Annotated in this window: 15 protein-coding genes; 6 read left to right on the top strand and 9 right to left on the bottom strand. The window is 34.3% G+C overall.

Going from position 1 to position 20717, the window contains the following annotated elements:
• Positions 1 to 52 precede the first annotated feature (52 nt).
• The 4 genes from C8N41_RS14345 to C8N41_RS14330 all read right to left on the bottom strand — a co-directional run bounded on the left by C8N41_RS14345 (position 53) and on the right by C8N41_RS14330 (position 6541).
• Positions 53 to 2935, bottom strand: coding sequence for a PorP/SprF family type IX secretion system membrane protein (locus tag C8N41_RS14345; RefSeq protein WP_115839767.1), 2883 nt, complete (start codon positions 2933 to 2935; stop codon positions 53 to 55).
• Between the two features lies 1 nt (position 2936).
• The gene (locus C8N41_RS14340) at positions 2937 to 4400 is read right to left on the bottom strand and encodes a T9SS type B sorting domain-containing protein (RefSeq protein WP_115839766.1); all 1464 of its coding nucleotides are present in this window, start codon (positions 4398 to 4400) and stop codon (positions 2937 to 2939) included.
• Positions 4401 to 4505: 105 nt separating this feature from the next.
• Positions 4506 to 5825 carry a hypothetical protein gene (locus tag C8N41_RS14335; protein ID WP_115839765.1) on the bottom strand — a complete coding sequence of 440 codons (1320 nt, stop codon included), beginning with the start codon at positions 5823 to 5825 and terminating at the stop codon, positions 4506 to 4508.
• 263 nt (positions 5826 to 6088) lie between these two features.
• Positions 6089 to 6541 (bottom strand): hypothetical protein, encoded by a 453-nt coding sequence (locus tag C8N41_RS14330; RefSeq protein WP_115839764.1) that lies wholly within the window; start codon positions 6539 to 6541, stop codon positions 6089 to 6091.
• 564 nt (positions 6542 to 7105) lie between these two features.
• Between C8N41_RS14330 and C8N41_RS14325 the strand changes: the two genes are divergently transcribed.
• Positions 7106 to 7717 (top strand): peptidase associated/transthyretin-like domain-containing protein, encoded by a 612-nt coding sequence (locus tag C8N41_RS14325; RefSeq protein ID WP_092447849.1) that lies wholly within the window; start codon positions 7106 to 7108, stop codon positions 7715 to 7717.
• Positions 7718 to 7834: 117 nt separating this feature from the next.
• Here the strand turns inward: C8N41_RS14325 and C8N41_RS14320 are convergent, their stop codons facing one another.
• From C8N41_RS14320 to C8N41_RS14305, 4 genes are all read right to left on the bottom strand, one after another.
• Positions 7835 to 9019 carry an acetate/propionate family kinase gene (locus C8N41_RS14320; RefSeq protein ID WP_115839763.1) on the bottom strand — a complete coding sequence of 395 codons (1185 nt, stop codon included), beginning with the start codon at positions 9017 to 9019 and terminating at the stop codon, positions 7835 to 7837.
• Between the two features lie 12 nt (positions 9020 to 9031).
• Positions 9032 to 11140 (bottom strand): phosphate acetyltransferase, encoded by a 2109-nt coding sequence (gene pta, locus C8N41_RS14315; RefSeq protein ID WP_115839762.1) that lies wholly within the window; start codon positions 11138 to 11140, stop codon positions 9032 to 9034.
• Between the two features lie 239 nt (positions 11141 to 11379).
• Positions 11380 to 12120 (bottom strand): acyl-CoA desaturase, encoded by a 741-nt coding sequence (locus C8N41_RS14310; protein WP_115839761.1) that lies wholly within the window; start codon positions 12118 to 12120, stop codon positions 11380 to 11382.
• Positions 12121 to 12244: 124 nt separating this feature from the next.
• Positions 12245 to 12814, bottom strand: a complete 570-nt coding sequence (locus C8N41_RS14305) for a Crp/Fnr family transcriptional regulator (RefSeq protein ID WP_092447850.1) — start codon at positions 12812 to 12814, stop codon at positions 12245 to 12247.
• 195 nt (positions 12815 to 13009) lie between these two features.
• Here C8N41_RS14305 and C8N41_RS14300 point away from each other — a divergent pair, with 195 nt between their 5' ends.
• Positions 13010 to 13258: a cold-shock protein gene (locus tag C8N41_RS14300; protein WP_092447627.1), complete on the top strand. Its 249-nt coding sequence runs from the start codon at positions 13010 to 13012 to the stop codon at positions 13256 to 13258.
• Between the two features lie 186 nt (positions 13259 to 13444).
• Positions 13445 to 14788 carry a DEAD/DEAH box helicase gene (locus tag C8N41_RS14295; protein WP_115839760.1) on the top strand — a complete coding sequence of 448 codons (1344 nt, stop codon included), beginning with the start codon at positions 13445 to 13447 and terminating at the stop codon, positions 14786 to 14788.
• Between the two features lie 48 nt (positions 14789 to 14836).
• On the opposite strand, the gene C8N41_RS14290 is transcribed toward C8N41_RS14295, so the two are convergent.
• Positions 14837 to 15595 (bottom strand): arylesterase, encoded by a 759-nt coding sequence (locus tag C8N41_RS14290; protein WP_115839759.1) that lies wholly within the window; start codon positions 15593 to 15595, stop codon positions 14837 to 14839.
• A gap of 27 nt (positions 15596 to 15622) precedes the next feature.
• On the opposite strand from C8N41_RS14290, the gene C8N41_RS14285 reads away from it, so the two are divergent.
• From C8N41_RS14285 to C8N41_RS14275, 3 genes are all read left to right on the top strand, one after another.
• Entirely contained in the window at positions 15623 to 16312 is a 690-nt protein-coding gene (locus C8N41_RS14285; RefSeq protein ID WP_115839834.1) for an ABC transporter ATP-binding protein, read from the top strand.
• A gap of 47 nt (positions 16313 to 16359) precedes the next feature.
• On the top strand, positions 16360 to 18852 hold the full coding sequence (locus C8N41_RS14280; RefSeq protein WP_115839833.1) for an ABC transporter permease: 2493 nt from the start codon (positions 16360 to 16362) through the stop codon (positions 18850 to 18852).
• 102 nt (positions 18853 to 18954) lie between these two features.
• Entirely contained in the window at positions 18955 to 20712 is a 1758-nt protein-coding gene (locus C8N41_RS14275) for a helix-turn-helix transcriptional regulator (protein ID WP_115839758.1), read from the top strand.
• Positions 20713 to 20717 lie beyond the last annotated feature (5 nt).

Below are 20717 nucleotides of genomic sequence, written 5' to 3'. Positions count from 1 at the left end.
GTTTATCACTTTAATCTTGGGGCAAAAACTAAAGTGAAAGGTGGCTTAACTATTATTGGTTTTCTATTTTTACTATTGTCATTTTTCCATTATAAGGTCTATTTCCTTTGGTTTCTAAGGCTCTATTAGCACTTGAAATATCATCAACTTTATCATAATAGATGTAATACTTACTCGTATTTACATCGTGAAAGAAATCAACATTAGTTCTTCCAGATGCGATAACTTTTCTTAAAAATTCATCTCTACTTTTTACGTCACTGTGGACCGCAATGATTAGGTAGAAACCACTTTTAACATGACTGATGTTTTTTAATATTTTAATACTATTACCTTGAGCTTCTCCAAAATCAAAATCTTCAGCTTTATAAGGAGTTTCGGCTAATGCTGTAGTTTCCTTTAATTTTTTTAATCGAGCTCTATCTTGGCTATATCTATCATCTTCGTTATTAAAAGCTGCGCGCTTAATACGTCTTCTTTTCTCAAATTCAGTGGCCACTTTAATCGCTTCTAGCTTCAGATCTAATTTAGATTTGGCTTCATTGGCTTTTAACTGTTCTGATTGTAATCTGTTAATTTCTTTTTTGTAGAATAATGTCACTTCATCTAAGGCTAATTCCTTTATAGCTGCACGCTCTTCATATATTGCTTTTAGTTCTTCAATTTTTTCGCTACGTGTTTTTATCACAGCATCTAAATCTGCTTTAATAGCTCTAAGTTTATTGTTTTCAGCTGTAACACTTTTAAATGGTTTTGGCTGTACTACAATCCCTTGATCACTTAAATCATTCTCTTCCTTCATATCCTTTAGATCCTGATCCTTAATAGCAACAATGTCATCGAATTGCTTTAATAATTCATTTTGAACAGCTTTAGACGCTTCCGTTGCTTTAGATATGGTTTGCATCGATACTGCGAGCGCATCCTTTGGATTTGCAATAGCATCTACATTAGCTTCTTTTTCTTCTTGAGCTTTTTGTTCCGCTAATAGTTTGGCTTGAGCAGCAGCTTCTTCTTGAGCTTTTTGTTCTGCTAATAGTTTAGCTTGAGCAGCAGCTTCCTCTTGAGCTTTTTGTTCCGCTAATAGTTTGGCTTGAGCAGCAGCTTCTTCTTGAGCTTTTTGTTCTGCTAATAGTTTAGCTTGAGCAGCAGCTTCCTCTTGAGCTTTTTGTTCCGCTAATAGTTTGGCTTGAGCAGCAGCTTCTTCTTGAGCTTTTTGTTCTGCTAATAGTTTAGCTTGAGCAGCAGCTTCCTCTTGAGCTTTTTGTTCCGTTAATAGTTTGGCTTGAGCAGCAGCTTCTTCTTGAGCTTTTTGTTCTGCTAATAGTTTAGCTTGAGCAGCAGCTTCTTCTTTAGCTTTTTGTTCCGCTAATAGTTTAGCTTGAGCAGCAGCTTCTTCTTTAGCTTTTTGTTCTGCTAATAGTTTAGCTTGAGCAGCAGCTTCTTCTTTAGCTTTTTGTTCTGCTAATAGTTTAGCTTGAGCAGCGGCTTCTTCTTGAGCTTTTTGTTCTGCTAATAGTTTAGCTTGAGCAGCAGCTTCTTCTTTAGCTTTTTGTTCCGCTAATAGTTTAGCTTGAGCAGCAGCTTCTTCTTTAGCTTTTTGTTCTGCTAATAGTTTAGCTTGAGCAGCAGCTTCTTCTTTAGCTTTTTGTTCTGCTAATAGTTTAGCTTGAGCAGCGGCTTCTTCTTGAGCTTTTTGTTCTGCCTGAATTTTAGCTCTCATTTCTGCACGTTGTGCTGCTATTCGTTCTGCTTCTTCCTTTTCAGCCTTGGCTTTTGCTTCTGCCAATGCTTTTGTTTTTTGAGCTTCGATACGTTTTGCTTCAGCTTCCTGTTGTTGCTGTAATACTAGTTCTTCTTGTTCTACTTTGCGTTGAGCTTCTGCATCTGCTTTTGCTTTGGCATCAATAACTGATTTACGACTTGCTACAGTTGACTTGGGTGTTTTAGTTACGCGACGTCTTCTGTTTTTATTTGTAGATAGAATACCTGTTACTTCGTCTGCACGACTGTAATCGTAATAATTATTATTTTTAAATCTATAGGCTAAAGAAATTTCATGAGAAGGTCCATAATTGCTTAAGTCACCAAAAGCAGTTTCATAATTATATTCAATAGCGATTTGCGTAGTTATATTCAATCCAATGCCACCAGAAACACCATAAAGTGTATTGTAACCTACTTGTCCCCAAATTCCTTTAGGCACTGTTACCATGGCAACACCAGAAATAATAGTTTCTTCTTTTTGAAATTCTGAACGTAATAATCCAGTAAATTTACTTTCATCAAAAAAACCTCTACTAGACATGTAACCTGTATACATAACATGAGCTTGAACACTTTGTTGAGGATTATCTTCTATAAGTGCAGACGATTCTAGATTATATAAAGCTAAATTGTTTATAGAAACACCAAAATCTAAAAACTCAGTACCATAATTGATACCTGGATTAATTGTTATTAGAAAATTTTCGGGTACATTTTGTAAAGATGGATCATTAAAATTGGTGACTACATTTCCTGTATTGATACCACTTTTATAAGCACCTATGTTAAGTCCGAAAGTAAGATTACTGTCGTATCCTAATGTTGCATTATATGCAAAATTCAAAATACCACCAAAGGTGGTGAGTACTCCATAATTCTGCTGAAACAATCCTAAGCCGGCTCCAATGTTTTCACCAAATCGTCCTGAATAACTAGCCAAATAGGTGAGAGGTGCGTTTTCAAACTGTACCCATTCTCTTTTATTATAGAAACTTATATATTTGGTTTGCTCTCGCACAAAGCTAAAAGTTGGGTTAATGGTATAACGATTAAAGGTCAACGAATTTCGAGTTGGTATAGCAAGTGAAACCACTCCGTCATCTTCTTGAGCGTAGAATGTCTGTACAGAACAGAAACATAATATAAGAAGTAAGAATAGTCCTTTCATGTTATTTCACTACGGTTATAGAACCTTTTTTTGTTTCATTATCAGATGTGGTTATGATATAATAATACACCTGGTTAATACTTGTTAGTTTTAAATCGTTTTCTGGCCAATTATTTAAGTAATCTTTAGTCTGTAAAACTATTTTTCCTTGATTATTCATTATAATCACTTCCGTATCCGTACCACTTACATAAGCTGTTGGTATAATCCATGTATCATTGATACTATCACCATTAGGGCTGATAAGATTAGGAATAGCTTCAACATCTGGAAAAAGATCGAGCTCTTCTTCAATGGTAAAACCATATTCAACCGTTGCAGCGCATCCTGTTGTTTGTGTTATACTTACGGTATAATCACCAAATTCCGTAGCTTCAAATGAAGCCTCTGTAGCACTTGCAATTATATTACCGTTTAAATACCATATGAATTCAGGATTTAATGCTGTGGTCGTTACCGTTACCCATAAAGAGTCTTCAGCAGACATCTCATTGTATTCTGGAACATCAATAGAACTATCAAATAATTCACTTACTAGATCAATAGAACCAGAAGCTACACATTCACCTAAATCAACTTGAACTGAAAAAGTACCAGATTCGTCAGTTAGGTACATTTGACTTGTGGCATCTGGAATAATATTACCATCCTTATACCACTGATAAGAAATGCCGCCAATGGTACTTAAGGTGGTAAGACCTTGTTCTGGGCAATACGGATTTCCTAAACTCGATACTATTGTGGCATTGGCTTCACCAGATACGGCTTCACTAATAGTAACACGATTAGAAAAAGAATTGGAAGTACAAGTACCATAATTTGTTCTTACAAAATAAGTCCCTTCTGTATTTACGGCTAAGGTCGGACCATCGGCAACAAAATCGGAAGTCGTAGGTCCTGTTTCCTTGTACCATTTATAAGTAAGACTTGGATACTGAAGTGGTGAATCGTTGGTACCATTCCCTGGATTATCAATAGATAATAAGTAACTGCCTCCTAAGCAATACGCTCCTGTAGACACTAGGTTGTTAATGGTAAAAGGAGAATCTTGAATTTTATAATATGCTGCAAAAGGAACCGATTTTGAACTCGTTGCTATAGGCGCACTACTTTTAATTCGAATGCGGTAGTTTTCACCAGCTGTGGTTTCTGGAATAGAAAAAGAAATCGTAGCAGGCGAAACGGTTACTGATCCTGCTGCAGTAGTGTGTATAACGGTAGGGTCAGCAAAATCACCGTCAGCATCAGACATTTCAATGGTAAATTGATTAGAGGCGTCTAAAGCAGATTCTGGTGAAAAAATAAAAGTGGCATTATAAGTGTTGAAGGATTCACTAGCACAGGCTTGCGAAAATCCTAAGTTTGGCGCACCAATTACTACTTGCGCGTTAGCTCGCTGCGCTATAATAGCGAGGCAAAAGCAAATTCCGTAAAAGAAATGGGTTAGGTAAGTAGGTTTAAGCATTGGTTTGGGAATTGTAGTTTTAGTCTATAAGCGGTTTAGGGTTAAATTAATGATTTACATAGTGTAGACTCATATATGAGTTTTATAGCGTTTTTGAGATTCAAATTAATCTTCCTCTTCATCGTCAAACAAGTCATTGGAAGCAATAATTTTATTGATTCTTAATCTAAAATCTGGATTCCTGGCGTTATCAGAGGCGATAAAGGTTTCGTGATCTGGACCTTTAGAATAGACATTATTGAAAGCTCTACTACCATACCAACTTTCTAAATCATCGTTATTAGACGAATATTCCTTAAAAATGTTGCCTTTACAATTATTAAAATAAGATTGCGTAATCTTAATCTTTTCTAAGTTTTCACTATTAATAGTAATGCGTTCATCTAAAATTACTGCTGGCTTAAATCCAGAAATCACACTTTTATTAATATGAAAAGATACATCTGGACCAATAGAAATTGCTTCTTGTACCAAACCAACACTGATATCAGATTTTAAATCTTTACTAATGTTAACTAGCGTTAGGTTTTCTGCATCAACAAAAGTTTGTTTTTTGGATGTATCTGCATTTTCTTTTAAATCGTAAGACTGAACAGACATGCACCGAGAACCATCAGCACTTGAGATGTATGGTGATCTAATTGCTAAAGCATTTTCTATACGACACTGCGTACCTGTATTAAAATTATAATCATTATATTTAGATCTATAGGAAACGGTCTTCGTTAAATTCACTTCGCCACCTAAAACATTAAAAGAATGGCCTTCGCTATAACTCACCATTACATTACTAATAGCCGTTTTATTGCCGACACCAGCAAGAGTTAAGCCGCTAAAATTTTCAAATCCTTTTGTTTTCTTACCTGCGTATTCAATTCTCACATAATCCAATATACCAGAGTCGCTTTCAATGTTATCTCCACCATAGCTAATGCTTTCTGTTGATGATGGGTTTAAACCATAATTAAGCGATGCTACTTTACCAAATACATTTATAGGTGCATCACCAAGCAAAAATAAGCCTCCCCAATCACCAGGTTTTTTATCCGTTCTATTAGATGTAAAAACAATTGGATCTGTTGAATTTCCCTCAGCAATGAGTTTAGATCCATTGGCTACAATTAAAGATCCTTTACTTTTGTGATCTCCTAATATAACCGTTCCTGGCTCTATAGTTAATGTTGTACTATCTGTGACAAAAACTTCACCTAATAAAAGATAGGTGTTCCTTTTAGTCAAAGTCATATCTTCTGAAATGTTTCCAGATAAAATTTGTGTTGGTTCTTCGTAGTTAGCCTTGTTAGGCTGAAAGTCTGTCCAAGAGTCTAACCAGTTATTGTAACCTATAATTCCTTTTTCTTGTTGAGCAAATAAATTACCAAACACCAAAAGAAATAAAAGTGAAGAAAGTGTAATTTTTTTCATAGTAGGTAAATTTAAAGGGGTCTATTCTTACAATTAATATCAAACATATAAATATATTCCACGAAACACAAATAATATCGACAAAATACTACATATATTAAAATATATAGGAATTGTACTACAGATTATTCCTATTAAACGTCAAAATTAGAACATTAAGCCGAATCTACAAGTGCTAATTAAAAGAAAAATAATGGACTAAAAAAAACCTTGACTTTTTGGGGTCAAGGTTCTAAAACACATTTAATAATTAAAAAAACTAACTAATCTTTTTTGAAATCGTCGTAGGTATGTAATGCTTTTAAAGTGGATTCGTAAAAAAGAATTGCCGCAATTAAATCTGTAGTATCAGAGTAGGGTAGTATCTTTTTTTGAAATTCCATAGTGCTATCAAAATAAGAGGTAGAAGCATCTATATTATCTTCTAAAGCTTTCTTGTTATCTTTTGTATCTGGAATCCCGAGATTTTCCATAGTAACTCCCGGTTTTGTAGCAAACGCGATATTTGGAAGGATATTTACTATAACTTCAATTCGTTCTATATAAAGGTCGAGGAGCTCGCCTTTTTTCATCCTTTTAAGGTCTTCTCGACTATGATATTTTGCGATGTTTACTTTACCACTAATAATACTTTGAGATTGCCCTTTTTTTTGAGCAAAACTCACACTGATCATTAGAAAAAATAAAGCACAAAATAAAGTAGATTTGGTTTTCATATTCACGCTATTTAATTAATCTTAGTTCCACAAATCTATACAATTTATTAAAGAAAACAACTTTATTTGAGCATTTTTCACTAAAGATTTTTGTATATGAAATACATATTTTAAGGTTAAACTGCATGTTTAGTGGATTAAACGCTAATAATACCGACGAAATACTTTTACCGTTTTCGGGAGTGTTTCACCTAAATATCATTGCTTTTTTGTAACAAAAGGGTGTCGATTTCTTTAAATATTAGGCCATTTTATAGGTTTAACGCTTCCTAATTAAACCCTAAATTTCTTACCGAATTTCAGTCTATAAAACCAATTTGATTTCTAATAAATTATGGACGCTAAATATCCCTATTTTCATATTGTTTTTTCTATTAAAAATAGTTTTATCAAAATCGCTTTAGATCCCTTGTGTTGAGACTCATTAATAAATCCCTGTGTCGCAGTTCATCGGAAATTTTGGTTTGTTTTTTCGGTTTATCGTAAAAATGATGCATTTATGTGATTTTTAAGGTATTACAATATAAAAGAGTCAATTTTGGTGAAACCCAAAAGCTTATCCCAATGAAAAACCTATTGACTTTAGTGTTCGTAATTGCTTTCTTAAATATATATACTAATGTGAAGGCACAAGAATCTAATACTATTTTAGATTTTAATAATCCTATTTATGATCGTGCCGAAGATCAATTAAGAAGCACGGATACGATTCCAGATTTTAGATCTAAAAAGAACAAACTAAAACTTACAGGTATCATTTACCAAAGTGATGGTGTTACACCTGCTAATGATGTCATTCTATTTATTGAACAACCCAATGAAAATGGTGAATTCGATTTGAGAAATACAGGTGAAGACCGTTACGTATTTCATAGGAGTTGGATTAAAACCGATGCTGACGGACGATATACATTTTACACTTTTGTACCTGGTGGAGATCGAAGATACAATCAATTGCAACAAATATTTCCTGTTATAAAAGCACCATCTTCCGAAGAATATGTTGTAGAGTCGTTTTTATTTGATGAAGATCCGTTATTAACAAAAACATGTAGAAAACGTATGACAAAGAAAGGAGATCCTACACGTATTCTGAAATTAAAAACTGAAGATGGGATTTTCGTTGCTGAACGCAATATAACATTAAAGCCAAATGGAACTCTGGCTAAAATTTAGTGAGAAGATCATAAACGAAAAAGCGTCCTATATATTATATGACGCTTTTTTTATACTATTTCTAGACCTCTAGGGTCGGAATCGATAATCTATAAATTAATAATGCAAAATTCTATATTAGGTTAGAAGCTGAAAGGCTTGATTGGCAATTTCTAATTCTTCATTAGTTGGAACGATTAGAATTTTAGTTCTTGAAGTTGCGGTGTTAATCTCTCTGATTGTTTTAGATCTAATTTCATTTTTAGCAATGTTAATATCAATACCAAAGTAATCCATATCCTCACAAACCAATTGTCGGATTACGCTTGAGTTTTCACCAATTCCGGCAGTAAAAACAATGGCATCTAAACCATTCATCGCAGCGGTGTATGCTCCGATATATTTTTTAATTCGGTAAGCATTCATGGACAAAGCTAACTGACAATCTTTGTTGCCACTTCCGGCTTCTCTTTCAATATCTCTTAAGTCTGAATAACCTGTTATACCAAGCATACCACTTTGTTTATTGACTAAATGATTTACTTCCTGAAGCGTATAACCCAATTTATCAACCAAATAAAAAATAATGGCATGATCTATATCTCCAACACGTGTTCCCATGATTAAACCATTAGAAGGTGTAAACCCTAAACTATGATCTACACTTTTTCCATTTATAGAAGCAGTCATGCTACAACCATTACCTAGATGAATAGTGATAATCTTAGAAGATTTTAAATTTAAGTACGCTAAAGCTTTTTCTGTAACATATTTATGACTCGTACCATGAAATCCATAAACCTGAATTTGCTCCTCGTTGTAAAGTTGATTTGGAAGCGCATATTTTTTTGCTTTCTCTGGTAAGGTCTGAAAAAATGCAGTATCAAAAATAGCCACTTGTTTAGCCTTCGGAAAAAGTTGTTCTGCCACTATGATACCTTGAAGATTATTAGGATTATGTAAAGGTGCCAAAGAACTATAGGCTTTTATATCTTGCTTTACAGTATCTGTAATTAATTTAGGGTCTGAAAACGAATTACCACCATGCACTACACGATGTCCTATGATCTCAATTTCATCGGTGTTTTTTATGACGCCCAGCTCAGGATCGAGCAATAAATCTTCAATCTTTTTAAGCCCTTCCTTATAATCTTTTATATGTTCTACATGCTTAAGATCTATCTGCTTAGTTTTATAATTAAGTATGGCATCCTCTGCACCAATACGTTCTACCAAACCACTACAAATTAAGGTTTCAGAAGGCATTTCAATAAGTTGAAATTTTATAGAAGAGCTTCCTGAGTTTATGACTAATATGTTCATTCTAATTCAATTTTAAAGTCCTTGTGCTTGGATTACGGTAACAATAACAGTGTTAAAAATATCATCTGTTGTACAACCACGACTTAAATCGTTTACTGGTTTATTTAACCCTTGTATTATGGGGCCAATGGCTAAGGCCTTCGTTTCGCGTTGTACAGCTTTGTACGTATTGTTCCCTGTGTTGAGATCAGGAAAAATAAATACATTTGCTTGTCCGGCAACTTCCGAATCTGGTAGTTTGGTTTTTCCTACTTTTATATCCACAGCTGCATCATATTGAATAGGACCTTCCACTTTTAAATCTGGACGCTTAGATTTAATGATATCTGTTGCTTTTCGTACGCGTTCTACATCTTCTCCAACTCCAGACGAACCCGAAGAATAAGATAACATAGCTACTTTAGGATCTATTCCAAAGGCTGTACTCGTTGCTGCTGAAGAAATTGCAATTTCGGCTAATTGCTCGGAATTTGGATTGGGATTAATAGCACAATCTCCGTACACTGACACACGGTCTTCTAAACACATAAAAAATATAGACGACACAATGGAGGTTTCTGGACGTGTTTTTATAAACTGAAGTGCAGGAAGCACAGTATGCTGCGTTGTATGCACAGCACCAGACACCATGCCATCTGCATCTCCTTTGTGCACCATCATGGTACCAAAATAAGAGACGTCTTCCATTAAATCTTTAGCCATAGCTAAATTAACATTTTTATGTTTTCTAAGCTCATAAAGCGTATTAGCGTAAGACTCAAAATGTTCTGATTCAATGGGGTTTATAATATTAATACGATTGAGGTCTAAAGGAATATCTAACATAACTAATTTAGCTTCAATCTGTTTTTTATCTCCTAGCAATGTGATTTCTACAGCATCGACATCTATAAGTTGTTTAGTTGCTCTTAAAATACGCTCATCTAAGCCTTCAGGTAAAACAATATGTTTTTTATTTGAACGGGCACTTTTTAATAAATTATACTGAAACATCCTTGGAGTAATTCCACTGGTTTCAAAAGTTATAAGACGTTCAACGAGTGCATCGGATTTTACATATTTTTCAAAATCTTTAATGGACGTCAAAATTTTTTGAGTGTTTTCAGCATAAATCTGAGATTTTATCGTCCCAATACAATTCGTTACCGAAAAGGTGCCACGTTTAGCAGAAATAATAGGGACCACATCCGAAAGCCCTTCAATTAATTTTATAATTGAATCTTCGGGTTTTAAACCACCAGTTAGAACAATACCAGAAATAGAAGGGTAGTTTTCCGAAACATGCGCCTGTAGCGCTCCTAAAATAATATCGGCTCGGTCACCTGGCGTAATAACTAAAGCATTATCTTTTAAATGTGTGAGATAGTTGCGCAACTGCATAGCACCAACACTATAATTACCTGCTTGATTATTTATGTGCGACTCACCAAAAAGCACTTCAGCATTGAGTTCTTCTACAATCTCCTTTATAGATGGATTTGCCAATATAGGATTTAGAGGAATGGCATTTACAATAACATTAGAAGGTAAGTTTTTTTCTAATTCTGAAACCATAATGGATGACTTCGTCTTGTCAACCTTATTGGCTATAACGGACAAAATTTCAACTCCTTTGTCTTTAAAAGAATCGTAAGCCATTCGTAAATTACTGACTACATCTTCAGTGGTTTTATGATGTCCGTTGGCAATTATTATAGCCGGAACACCCAAGTTTTTGGCAATTAAGACATTAATATCAAACTCAATAATAGCTCCTTCACCAACGAAACTACTGCCCTCAATTAATACAAAATCGAAACGTTCTTCTACAGCTTTATATTTATCTATAATTTTACTGATAATCTTATCGTCTTTATCTTCATTTTTCAATCTTATGACTTCACTTCGGGTAAAAGCATAGGCATCTTCAAAATTTAAATCGAGATTAAAATAAGACGTCACGGTGTTAATATGATTGTCTATTTCGCCTGTTTTAAGGTCATCGATAATAGGCCTAAAATATCCTACCTTAGCTGCTTTACCTAGCAGTAACTGCATTAATCCTAGTGAGATTACAGACTTTCCACTATCGGGTTCTGTAGTGGCAATATAGATTGCTTTATTGGTTGCATTTTTATTCATAGGTCTTAAAAATATAAGTATTAGATAGTCACTAAAAAACAGAATACAAATTTAAGGCTTTCAGCATGCTAAATTATGAGATATATCATGTTTTGGATGCCTAAAACAGTGACCACAGCAAGGACTAATTAAAACACTTTGAACTCTAAATTTATAAATTTAAGCATTTAATATATAGGTTGATAGCAAAAAAAAGCCCATCAAAATTGATGAGCTTATCATATGTAATTGATAATCTGTTATGGCTTAATGCTTATAGGTTTTAGTTGAATAACACCTAAGGCATCTAGTATTTTGATAATGACATAAGTGACATCGATTTCATACCATTTTACCCCAAAATTAGCTCTGCTAGCATGTTTGTGGTGATTGTTATGATATCCTTCTCCCATCATTAAAAAATCGAAACGAAATAAATTTTTGCTCGTATTTTTCATTTGAAAATTTACATACCCATAAATATGGCCAAACCAATTAATAATAACGCCGTGAATGGGAGCCATTAAAAAGGTAATAGGTAACAATAACCATTGCCACCACGAGGTTACAAATAACACAAAGAATAATACATATAAAGACATCCATAAGACTCTAGAAAAACGGGAGCTGGCAAAGGCATCAAACGATTTCCATTGTGGTACATTTTTAGTAAAACGCTGATCTACAGGGATACGTTGCTTATTAATATCTTGATAAATCGTTTTTGTTTTCCACATCATTGCAAACACATTGGCATCATAAGAGGGAGAATGAGGATCTTTTTCTGTATCTGTATAAGCGTGATGCATACGATGCATTATACCATAACCATAGGCGCTTAAGTAGCTAGAACCTTGAAAAATCCAGGTTAAAATAAAGGTGATACGCTCCATGGTTTTAGACATTGTAAAGACTTGGTGCGCTGCATAACGATGTAAAAAGAAAGACTGAAAAAATAGACCTCCATACCAGAGCACCAGAACAAAAAGTAATATAATCATAGCTGTTTTTTTGCAAAGATAGACGTACTCAAAGTCTCAAACAATGAATCTAAATCAATAAAAAAAACACTATAACTTACGCAAAGGGGTATAAAAAAACTTAAAACAACCTTATCGTTTAGCTTTAAAGTCGTTTTCTAATTCTACTTAAAGCTTGAGCTGTAACACCAATATAAGAACTGATATATTTTAGTGGGATGATTTTTAATAGTTCTGGTCGTTCTTTAAATAATTTCAAATAACGTTCTTCTGCTGAGAGGTTTAAAAGGTTTTGTTCGCGACTAGATTTAAGTAAAAAAAGGCGTTCTGCAGTTAGTCGTCCTATTAAATTTCCTATTTGCGTAGTTTTATAAACATCTTGCAAATCGGAATACGTTATACTTAGCAAGGTCGTTTCTGAGAGCGCTTGTAATTGGTAAGCAGAAGGTGTTTGAGTTAAAAAAGAATCGTAAGCACTTACAAATTGATCTTTAAAACTAAATCCAAAAGTAATTTCCTTATCCGGATTTTCCTTAGGTATAAACAATCGGACTACACCAGATTCTATAAACGAAATATGATTCTCAATGTCGTTTAGTTTTAAAAATACACTCTTTTTTTTTATCACACGTCGTTGTAACTTAGAGGTGAAGAACTCCCAATCGGATGGCGATATCGTTGCGATTTGATCCAAGTATGCTTTTATTTGTTTCACGTTTTGCACAGGCTGATTTAAAGGAATGCAAAGATATAAATTCATATAATCTATACAGTGAAATTGAATAAGAATCAACTATCTCTGAAGACTTTATTACAAACTCTATTATTTATACTATTTTTGTAGCGTGAATTAAAAGTAGACCAATTAGAAGTATTACTTTTTAAACTTTATAAAAACTACAACAGAACGATGATTAGAAGTTTCATAAACAAATTATTTAATCTTAACAAAGTAAGCGAAACCAAAGAAGGAACCGTTAAATTTTTTAATGCAAAGAAAGGTTTTGGCTTTATTATACTAAAAGATTCAAAAGAAGAAATTTTTGTTCATACTACAAACCTAGTCGATAAGATTAGAGAAAAGAATAAAGTAACCTTCAATATAGAAAAAGGTAAAAAAGGCTTAATCGCCACAAATGTTCGCGTTATAAAAAAATAACGACGCAATTACTATATAACTTCATTTTATACAGATAGACCACAAACTATCCGTTTGTTTTGAATACCTACTTACCTCTTTAATTTAGAGATTTATAGTTATAAAATAGGACTGTATCGTTGTAAGAACGAGCTTTGTTTTATTTCTTATAAAAAAGGCTTTTCCACCTTTTAAAAAAATAATTTTATGTCTAAACGTTTTTCCGATTTAGGAATTAATGAACAGCTACAAAAAAGTTTAGCTGATTTACAGATTTCCATACCAACTGATATTCAAGTCAAAACAATTCCTGCGGTATTGCAACAATCACAAGATGTAGTCGCTTTAGCTAAAACAGGAACAGGAAAGACTGCCGCCTTCGGATTGCCGCTTTTACAATTAATTGACACAGAGGTTTCAACTGTACAAGCTATAATTTTAGCACCAACAAGAGAATTGGGGCAACAAATCGGTTCTAATTTAAGTGCCTTTGCTAAGTATATGCCCGAACTGTCTATAGCTACGCTTTGTGGTGGAATTCCAATAAAACCTCAAATTGAACGACTTAAGGCGACCACACATATTGTGGTTGCAACGCCAGGCCGATTGGCAGATTTGGTAAAGCGAAATGCTATTGACATTACTAAAATCTCTTATTTTGTTTTGGATGAAGCCGATGAAATGGTTAGTGCTTTAAAAGAAGGCCTAGATGCTATTATTAAAGTAATACCTAAAACGAGACGTACACTGCTTTTTACTGCAACTATGCCAGGCACTATTAAGCAATTGGTTCAGAATTACATGTCTAAAGAGGTGGTGCATATTGAAGCTGATATGGCAACTGCCGGACACCAAGGTATAGATCATCAGTTTGTAGTTGTGGAACCTATAGAGAAATTAGATGTTTTACTTCATTTTTTAAATTCAAAAGTTGGTCAACGTGGAATCATTTTTTGTAAAACTAAGGCAGCAGTAAATAAACTTGCTAAAAACTTAGCGATTCATAAATTTTCTTCGGGTGCAATTCATGGTAGTTTAACACAAGGGATTCGCGATCGGATTATGGGCCAATTTAGAGAAGGTCATATTGATATTTTAGTAGCTACGGATTTAGCTTCACGTGGGTTAGATATAAAAGCCGTAGAATACGTTATTAATTACCATTTGCCTGATACTTACGATGCCTATGTGCATAGAAGTGGAAGAACGGCTAGAGCAGGAGCAAAGGGCTTAGCGCTTACCATTCTTCAGCAAGAAGAAGTTATAGATATTGATGATTTTGAAGACGAATTAGGTATTGTCTTTAATGCGTACAAAAAAGCAGATGCCAAGAGTATAGAGGAAACGAAGATTCTTTTATGGGCTAAAAAAATATTTAAGACCAAACCCAATCGTGCGATTTCGGAACAATTAAAACAAGATGTTAAAACCGTGTTTCATCATTTAACTAAAGAAGAACTTATCGAAAAGGTTTTAGCGAATCAGGTGGCTCAAACATCACTTGCTTTACAAAAACCTCAGGATTCTAAAGCTAAGAAAAAGAAAAGATAGGTGGAGCCTTGGTCTGCCATATCACTCCGCTTTGTATTGTATGGCTAATTACTTTTTAATCTCAGATTTCAATAAAGGTTCTAAAACCTCCCACACAGTATGGGCTAAAATTTTATGACCTTCAACCGTTGGATGAATACCGTCGTTTTGGTTGAGTTCTTTGATACCACCAACATCTTTTAATATAAAAGGAATAAACTCTAAATTATTTTTTTGAGCTAAGTCTGCGAATATTTCCCTGAATTCGCTGGTATAATCCTCACCCATATTTGGAGGTAACTCCATACCTGCAAGGATAATTGTGGTCTCTGGCATTTTCGATCTTACCGTGTCTATTATCGCTTGTAGATTTGCGCGTGTTTCAGAGAGTGGCACGCCTCGTAATCCGTCATTAGCGCCTAATTCTAGAATAAAAATATCAATTTCTTGATTAAGAATCCAATCGATTCTCCCTTTACCACCAGCCGTTGTTTCTCCACTTAAACCAGAATTCACTACCGTATAATTTAAATCTAAAGAATCAATCTTTCGTTGTAAAACTCCAGGAAAGGCGTCTTCCGTATCATCTAAACCATATCCTGCAGTAATACTATCTCCAAAACATAATATAGTTTTAGCAGACGTTTCAGTTGTGTCGCTGTCTACTTTTTCAGTTTTTGTTTGAGTTTCAGTATTGTTACGGTTCGATGAATTCTCACCACAAGCCACGCAGACAAAGGCTGTTATAATATAACAAAACTTTAAGAGTTTAGCGCTCCTTAAGATTGGTAAATTTAAATGCAATTGATTATTTTGAGCCTTCGACATAAAGTGTCTTATTTAATTAAAATTGATATGCCAAAGATATTAAACATAACTGGTCTAGAAAAAACATATTCTAGCGGTAACAAACAATTAACAGTCCTACAAAACATTTCATTTTCTATAGAAAAAGGTCAGACCTTTTCTATTGTTGGACCGTCGGGAAGCGGAAAAACTACGTTACTGGGATTATGTGCAGGTTTAGACCAACCCAATTCTGGCACCATAGAATTATGTGGAGAGGATTTAAATATGCTCTCGGAAGATGAACGCGCACAATTACGTAATAAAAATGTCGGGTTTATATTTCAGAATTTTCAATTATTACCAACACTTACAGCACTAGAAAATGTAAGTGTTCCCCTAGAACTGCAAGGAGGTAAAGATGCTACGTCTAAAAGTTTAGCACTATTAGAAAAAGTGGGTTTAGCGGATAGAGTTCACCATTATCCTTCTCAGTTATCTGGAGGAGAGCAACAACGTGTGGCGCTTGCCAGAGCCTTTGCGAATGCTCCTTCTATTTTATTTGCAGATGAGCCTACAGGTAATTTAGATGAAGATACAGGCGAAAAAGTGATTCAATTACTTTTTGAATTGAACCAAGAAGCAGGAACAACCTTAGTTATAATTACTCACGATTTGGATTTAGCCAACCGCACACAACAAATTTTAAGACTTAAAGGTGGTCAAATATTAACCAATGAACGTACCGCTGTACTTTAATTATTTTACAAATCAACATGAGTAAAAATACAATCTGGCTTTTTAAAATGGCATGGAAAGATGCCAAAGCAAGTAAAGTACGATTATTGCTCTTTATGGCATCCATAATTTTAGGTATTGCCGCTGTGGTATCTATACAATTATTTAGCACCAATCTTAAAGACAATATTAAGTTGCAATCTAAAGCCTTAATGGGTGCCGATTACAATATTAACAGTAGACAAGAGCCAACCGAACGTGCACAAGCAATAATAGATTCTTTGCAACCTGAGGCCAGAGAAATTAATTTTGTTTCCATGATTGCTTTTCCGAAGAACGGCGGAACGAAATTAGCAAAAGTCCGAGGCCTAGAAGGAGACTTTCCTTTTTACGGAACTATAGACACACAACCAACCTCTGCTGCAACCACTTACCAAGAGTTAGGTGGAGCGTTAGTTGACGCTACATTAATGCTTCAATTTGATGTTAAAGCTGGTGATTCTATTAAAGTTGGTAATGTAACCCTTCCGGTTTTAGGTGCGTTAAAAGCGATTCCAGGAAGCACTGCCATCTCAACCTCTGTCGCACCTCCAATTATTATTCCATATCGATTTCTTGAAAAAACCGAACTCTTACAGTTTGGAAGCCGAAAAGAGTATCAGTTTTTCTATACAACCTCAGAAAATTTTGATTTAGAACAGTTTGAAAAAGTTATAGATCCTCAATTAAAAGCTGAAAAAGCAGATTTAGATACACATACTAGTACGAGCCAACGGTTAGGGCAACGCTATGATAATGTGGGCAAATTTCTAAACCTTGCTGCATTTGTAGCCTTATTATTGGGTTGTATTGGAATTGCTAGTTCGGTGCATATTTATATTAAAGAAAAACTAAAATCTATTGCTGTTTTAAAATGTATGGGAGCATCACGACTCCAGAGTTTTCTTATTTTTCTTATTCAAATTGCTGGCATAGGAGTTATTGGTGGCTTAATTGGAGCTTTAATTGGCGTAGGTGTGCAAGAATTATTTCCGTATCTATTAAAAGATTTTTTACCGTTTTCTGTAGAGATTTCCATATCAGCCCAACCGATATTAATTGGTGTATTTCTAGGATTATTTATGTCGGTATTATTCGCATTATTACCATTACTTCGAACATGGTATGTGTCGCCATTAGAAGTCTTACGTGTTAATGAAAAAGAATCACCAGAACCTTTAAAAGTACGCATATTCGTTATTGCAGCTGTGTTACTCTTTCTATTTATGTTTTCGTATTGGTTGCTCAGAGATATAGGCTATGCCTTAGGTTTTATGCTGGCAACCTTAATCGCTTTTGCGGCCTTAGCTGGTGTAGCCTTATTATGTATCAAAGGGCTAAAAAAATATTTTCCGCAACGTTGGGGTTTCACAGCAAGACAAAGTCTATTAAACCTATTTAGACCAAACAACCAAACCGTTGTTTTGGTGGTTGCTATTGGCTTAGGCACATGTTTAATCAGTACACTCTATTTTACAAAAGATATTCTCTTAGCTAAAACCGAAGTCGGACAAAGTTCAGAAAGTGCTAATATTATCATTTTAGACGTACAATCCGATCAGCAAGATGCTATTGAAGAACGCATAACAGCAAAAGGCTTACCTATTGTTAATAGTATTCCCATTGTAACCATGCGTATTCATAAAATTAAAGGACGACTAGCTAATGACTTACGCCAAGACTCAACAAAACAGATGCGCAATTGGGTACTTAACCATGAGTTTAGAAGTACGTATCGTGATACCATGACTTCTTCCGAAGAACTTTTAGAAGGCGAGTGGACATCTCACGCCAAAACTAAAGATCCAATCTTAGTCTCAATTTCAGATAATCTTGCAGAAGATGGGATTAGCATTGGTGATGCTATTACATTTAATGTTCAAGGCGTTTTAATGGAGACAAAGGTTGGTAGCATACGAAAGGTAGATTGGAGACAACTACAACCTAATTTTAATATTGTGTTTCCAGCAGGAGCTTTAGAGCAAGCTCCACAGTTTCGTGTTATTTCTACAAATGCTAAAGATGCCAGCACTTCTGCGGCATTACAGCGCGATTTAGTAGCCGAGTTTCCTAATGTTTCCATTATAGATCTCAGACAAGTTTATACCATAATAGAAGATATTTTAGACAAAGTTTCATGGGTGATTAACTTTATGGCATTTTTTAGTATCGTTACCGGAATCATTGTCTTAATTGGCTCTGTGAGGACAAGTAAATATCAACGCATAAAAGAGAGTGTATTGCTAAGAACGCTTGGTGCTAAAAACGCTCAGATTCTCAAAATTACGGCTTTAGAATATCTATTTTTAGGCTTACTTGGTAGTTTAGTTGGCATTATATTAGCCTTATTAAGTAGTCTCTGTTTAGCATTGCTATTATTTAATGAACCTTTTACACCTTCACTAATACCGTTTTTAGTGTTTTTACCTGGCATTACATTCTTAGTGTTAGGCATTGGTTTAAGTAATATTCAAACTGTGTTACGAAGTTCGCCTTTAGAAGTTTTACGCAGAGAAGGTTAGGAGATACTAATATCTAAAATTTAGAGCCACGTCTTTTATAGGTTTATTCTTATACTCTAAAAAAAACGGTATATTTAGCCTATCCTAACCTTCTAATTATTAATGCTTAAGTTTTATACATCACTGTTATTTGTAATCTTAACAGCAAACGGTTTAGTTTGGTCACAAAACACGGCACTTACTACCGACACGCCTTTTAAGCAATATGAAGAAATTACAGAACTAATGGGTTCAATTTCTTCAGAAAAGGATATAAAAACGTTTCGACGTGCCTCCTTTTCAGATGCTCAAATGCAGCGCTATTTATCACTTCATTTTAAACGTTTAGATTTATTAGGTGATATTCAAGAACATACGGCTTTTGTTTTAGACAGTTATTTACATTCTGGTAATTGGTTTAGATCCGTAGGTTTTCCGAAGGAATCCATCAAATCATATCTCGACTTTTTTCAATATTATGAAGCGCATGAAGATAAGTTAACTTTAATTCAACGTGAAGACTATAAAAATATGCGAAGCTTCGCACGAAGTATTCTCGCTGAAAATTATGCCAAATTAGGTTTATTAGATAGTGCTGCCATACAGCATAAATTTAATATAGAGTTTACTAAAAGCCTCAACTATATTTACCATCCTTCTGCCTTAAATAATTATGGCCTATTTTTCTATTGGTACAAAAAGGACTTAGACTCCGCTATGTATTTTTTTGATGGTGCTTATAAGCTTACCCAAACTAAATTTCCGAACCACACATTAATAGGAAGTATTCGCGATAATATTGCTGATTTGTATATAGAACAACAAGCCTACGATAAAGCACTACCCTTATACCAACAAAACTTTGAGTTTTACAAAACAGCGATCAATGAGAAAACCTTGATTAAAGATGTGCCTCGCTTAATCAGTGCTGGTGCGCAATTAATTACCACAAACACATACTTACATCGCTTTAAAGCCGCCCAACAACACTTTACGGAACTAGAGCATATTGTAGTTACAGAAACTGCAAATAACAATGTTTCCACGCCATCTCAATTAGAATTTTTAAGAGCGAAAGAACAGTTATTAAGAACCACTAATCAAATTTCAGAGGCGTACCTAACAGCGAAAGACATTGAAAAGCTTTCCGATAGTTTACAAACCTTATTAAATCATGCAGACAAGCGGTGGCAAGAGGAATTAAATGATATAACGATAGATAAAATTGAATTAAATTTTAAAATAGACCGTATTCAAAAGGAAAACATGATTAAAAACCAACGTACAAAACTCTGGTTTATAGGCCTTTTGTCGTCGTTATTTATTATCTTACTTGTTGCGCTCATTATGAATAGAAGACAGCATCTTTTAAATGCTAAGAATAAGCAGTTGCTTGCAGAGCAAAAGCTTGAAAACACGGCTTTAAAAGTAGAACAACTAAATTCAGAAATTAAATCTAAAGAGCGTGATTTATCTGATTTTGCTATTAAATTAACTCAAGATCAAGATTGGGCTAAAGAACTTGCAGCACAATTAGAAGTTCTAAAACAAGCAAGTTCTAAAGAGCAACCTGCTTTGATAAAAAATCTCGATTCCACAATTGCGAATAAAATTAGTGTAGATAGTGATACCCAAGCGTTTTTTGAACGTTTAGATAAATTAAGTGATACGTTTTATAGCAAACTTATGGAGCAGTATCCCAATTTGAGTAAAAACGAGATTAGACTTTGTTCCTTAATTCGATTAAAAATAGAAAGTCGTAGTATCGCCACACTTCAAAATATAACATTGGCATCTTTAAATACAAGCCGATATCGTCTCAGAAAAAAATTAAACCTTTCTGAAGATACTGATTTAGATCTCTTCATTCAAAGCTTATAACAAGC

The sequence above is a fragment of the Winogradskyella sediminis genome, from assembly GCF_003387355.1.
GTDB lineage: Bacteria > Bacteroidota > Bacteroidia > Flavobacteriales > Flavobacteriaceae > Winogradskyella > Winogradskyella sediminis.
This window is presented reverse-complemented; position numbering and strand designations above follow the sequence as displayed.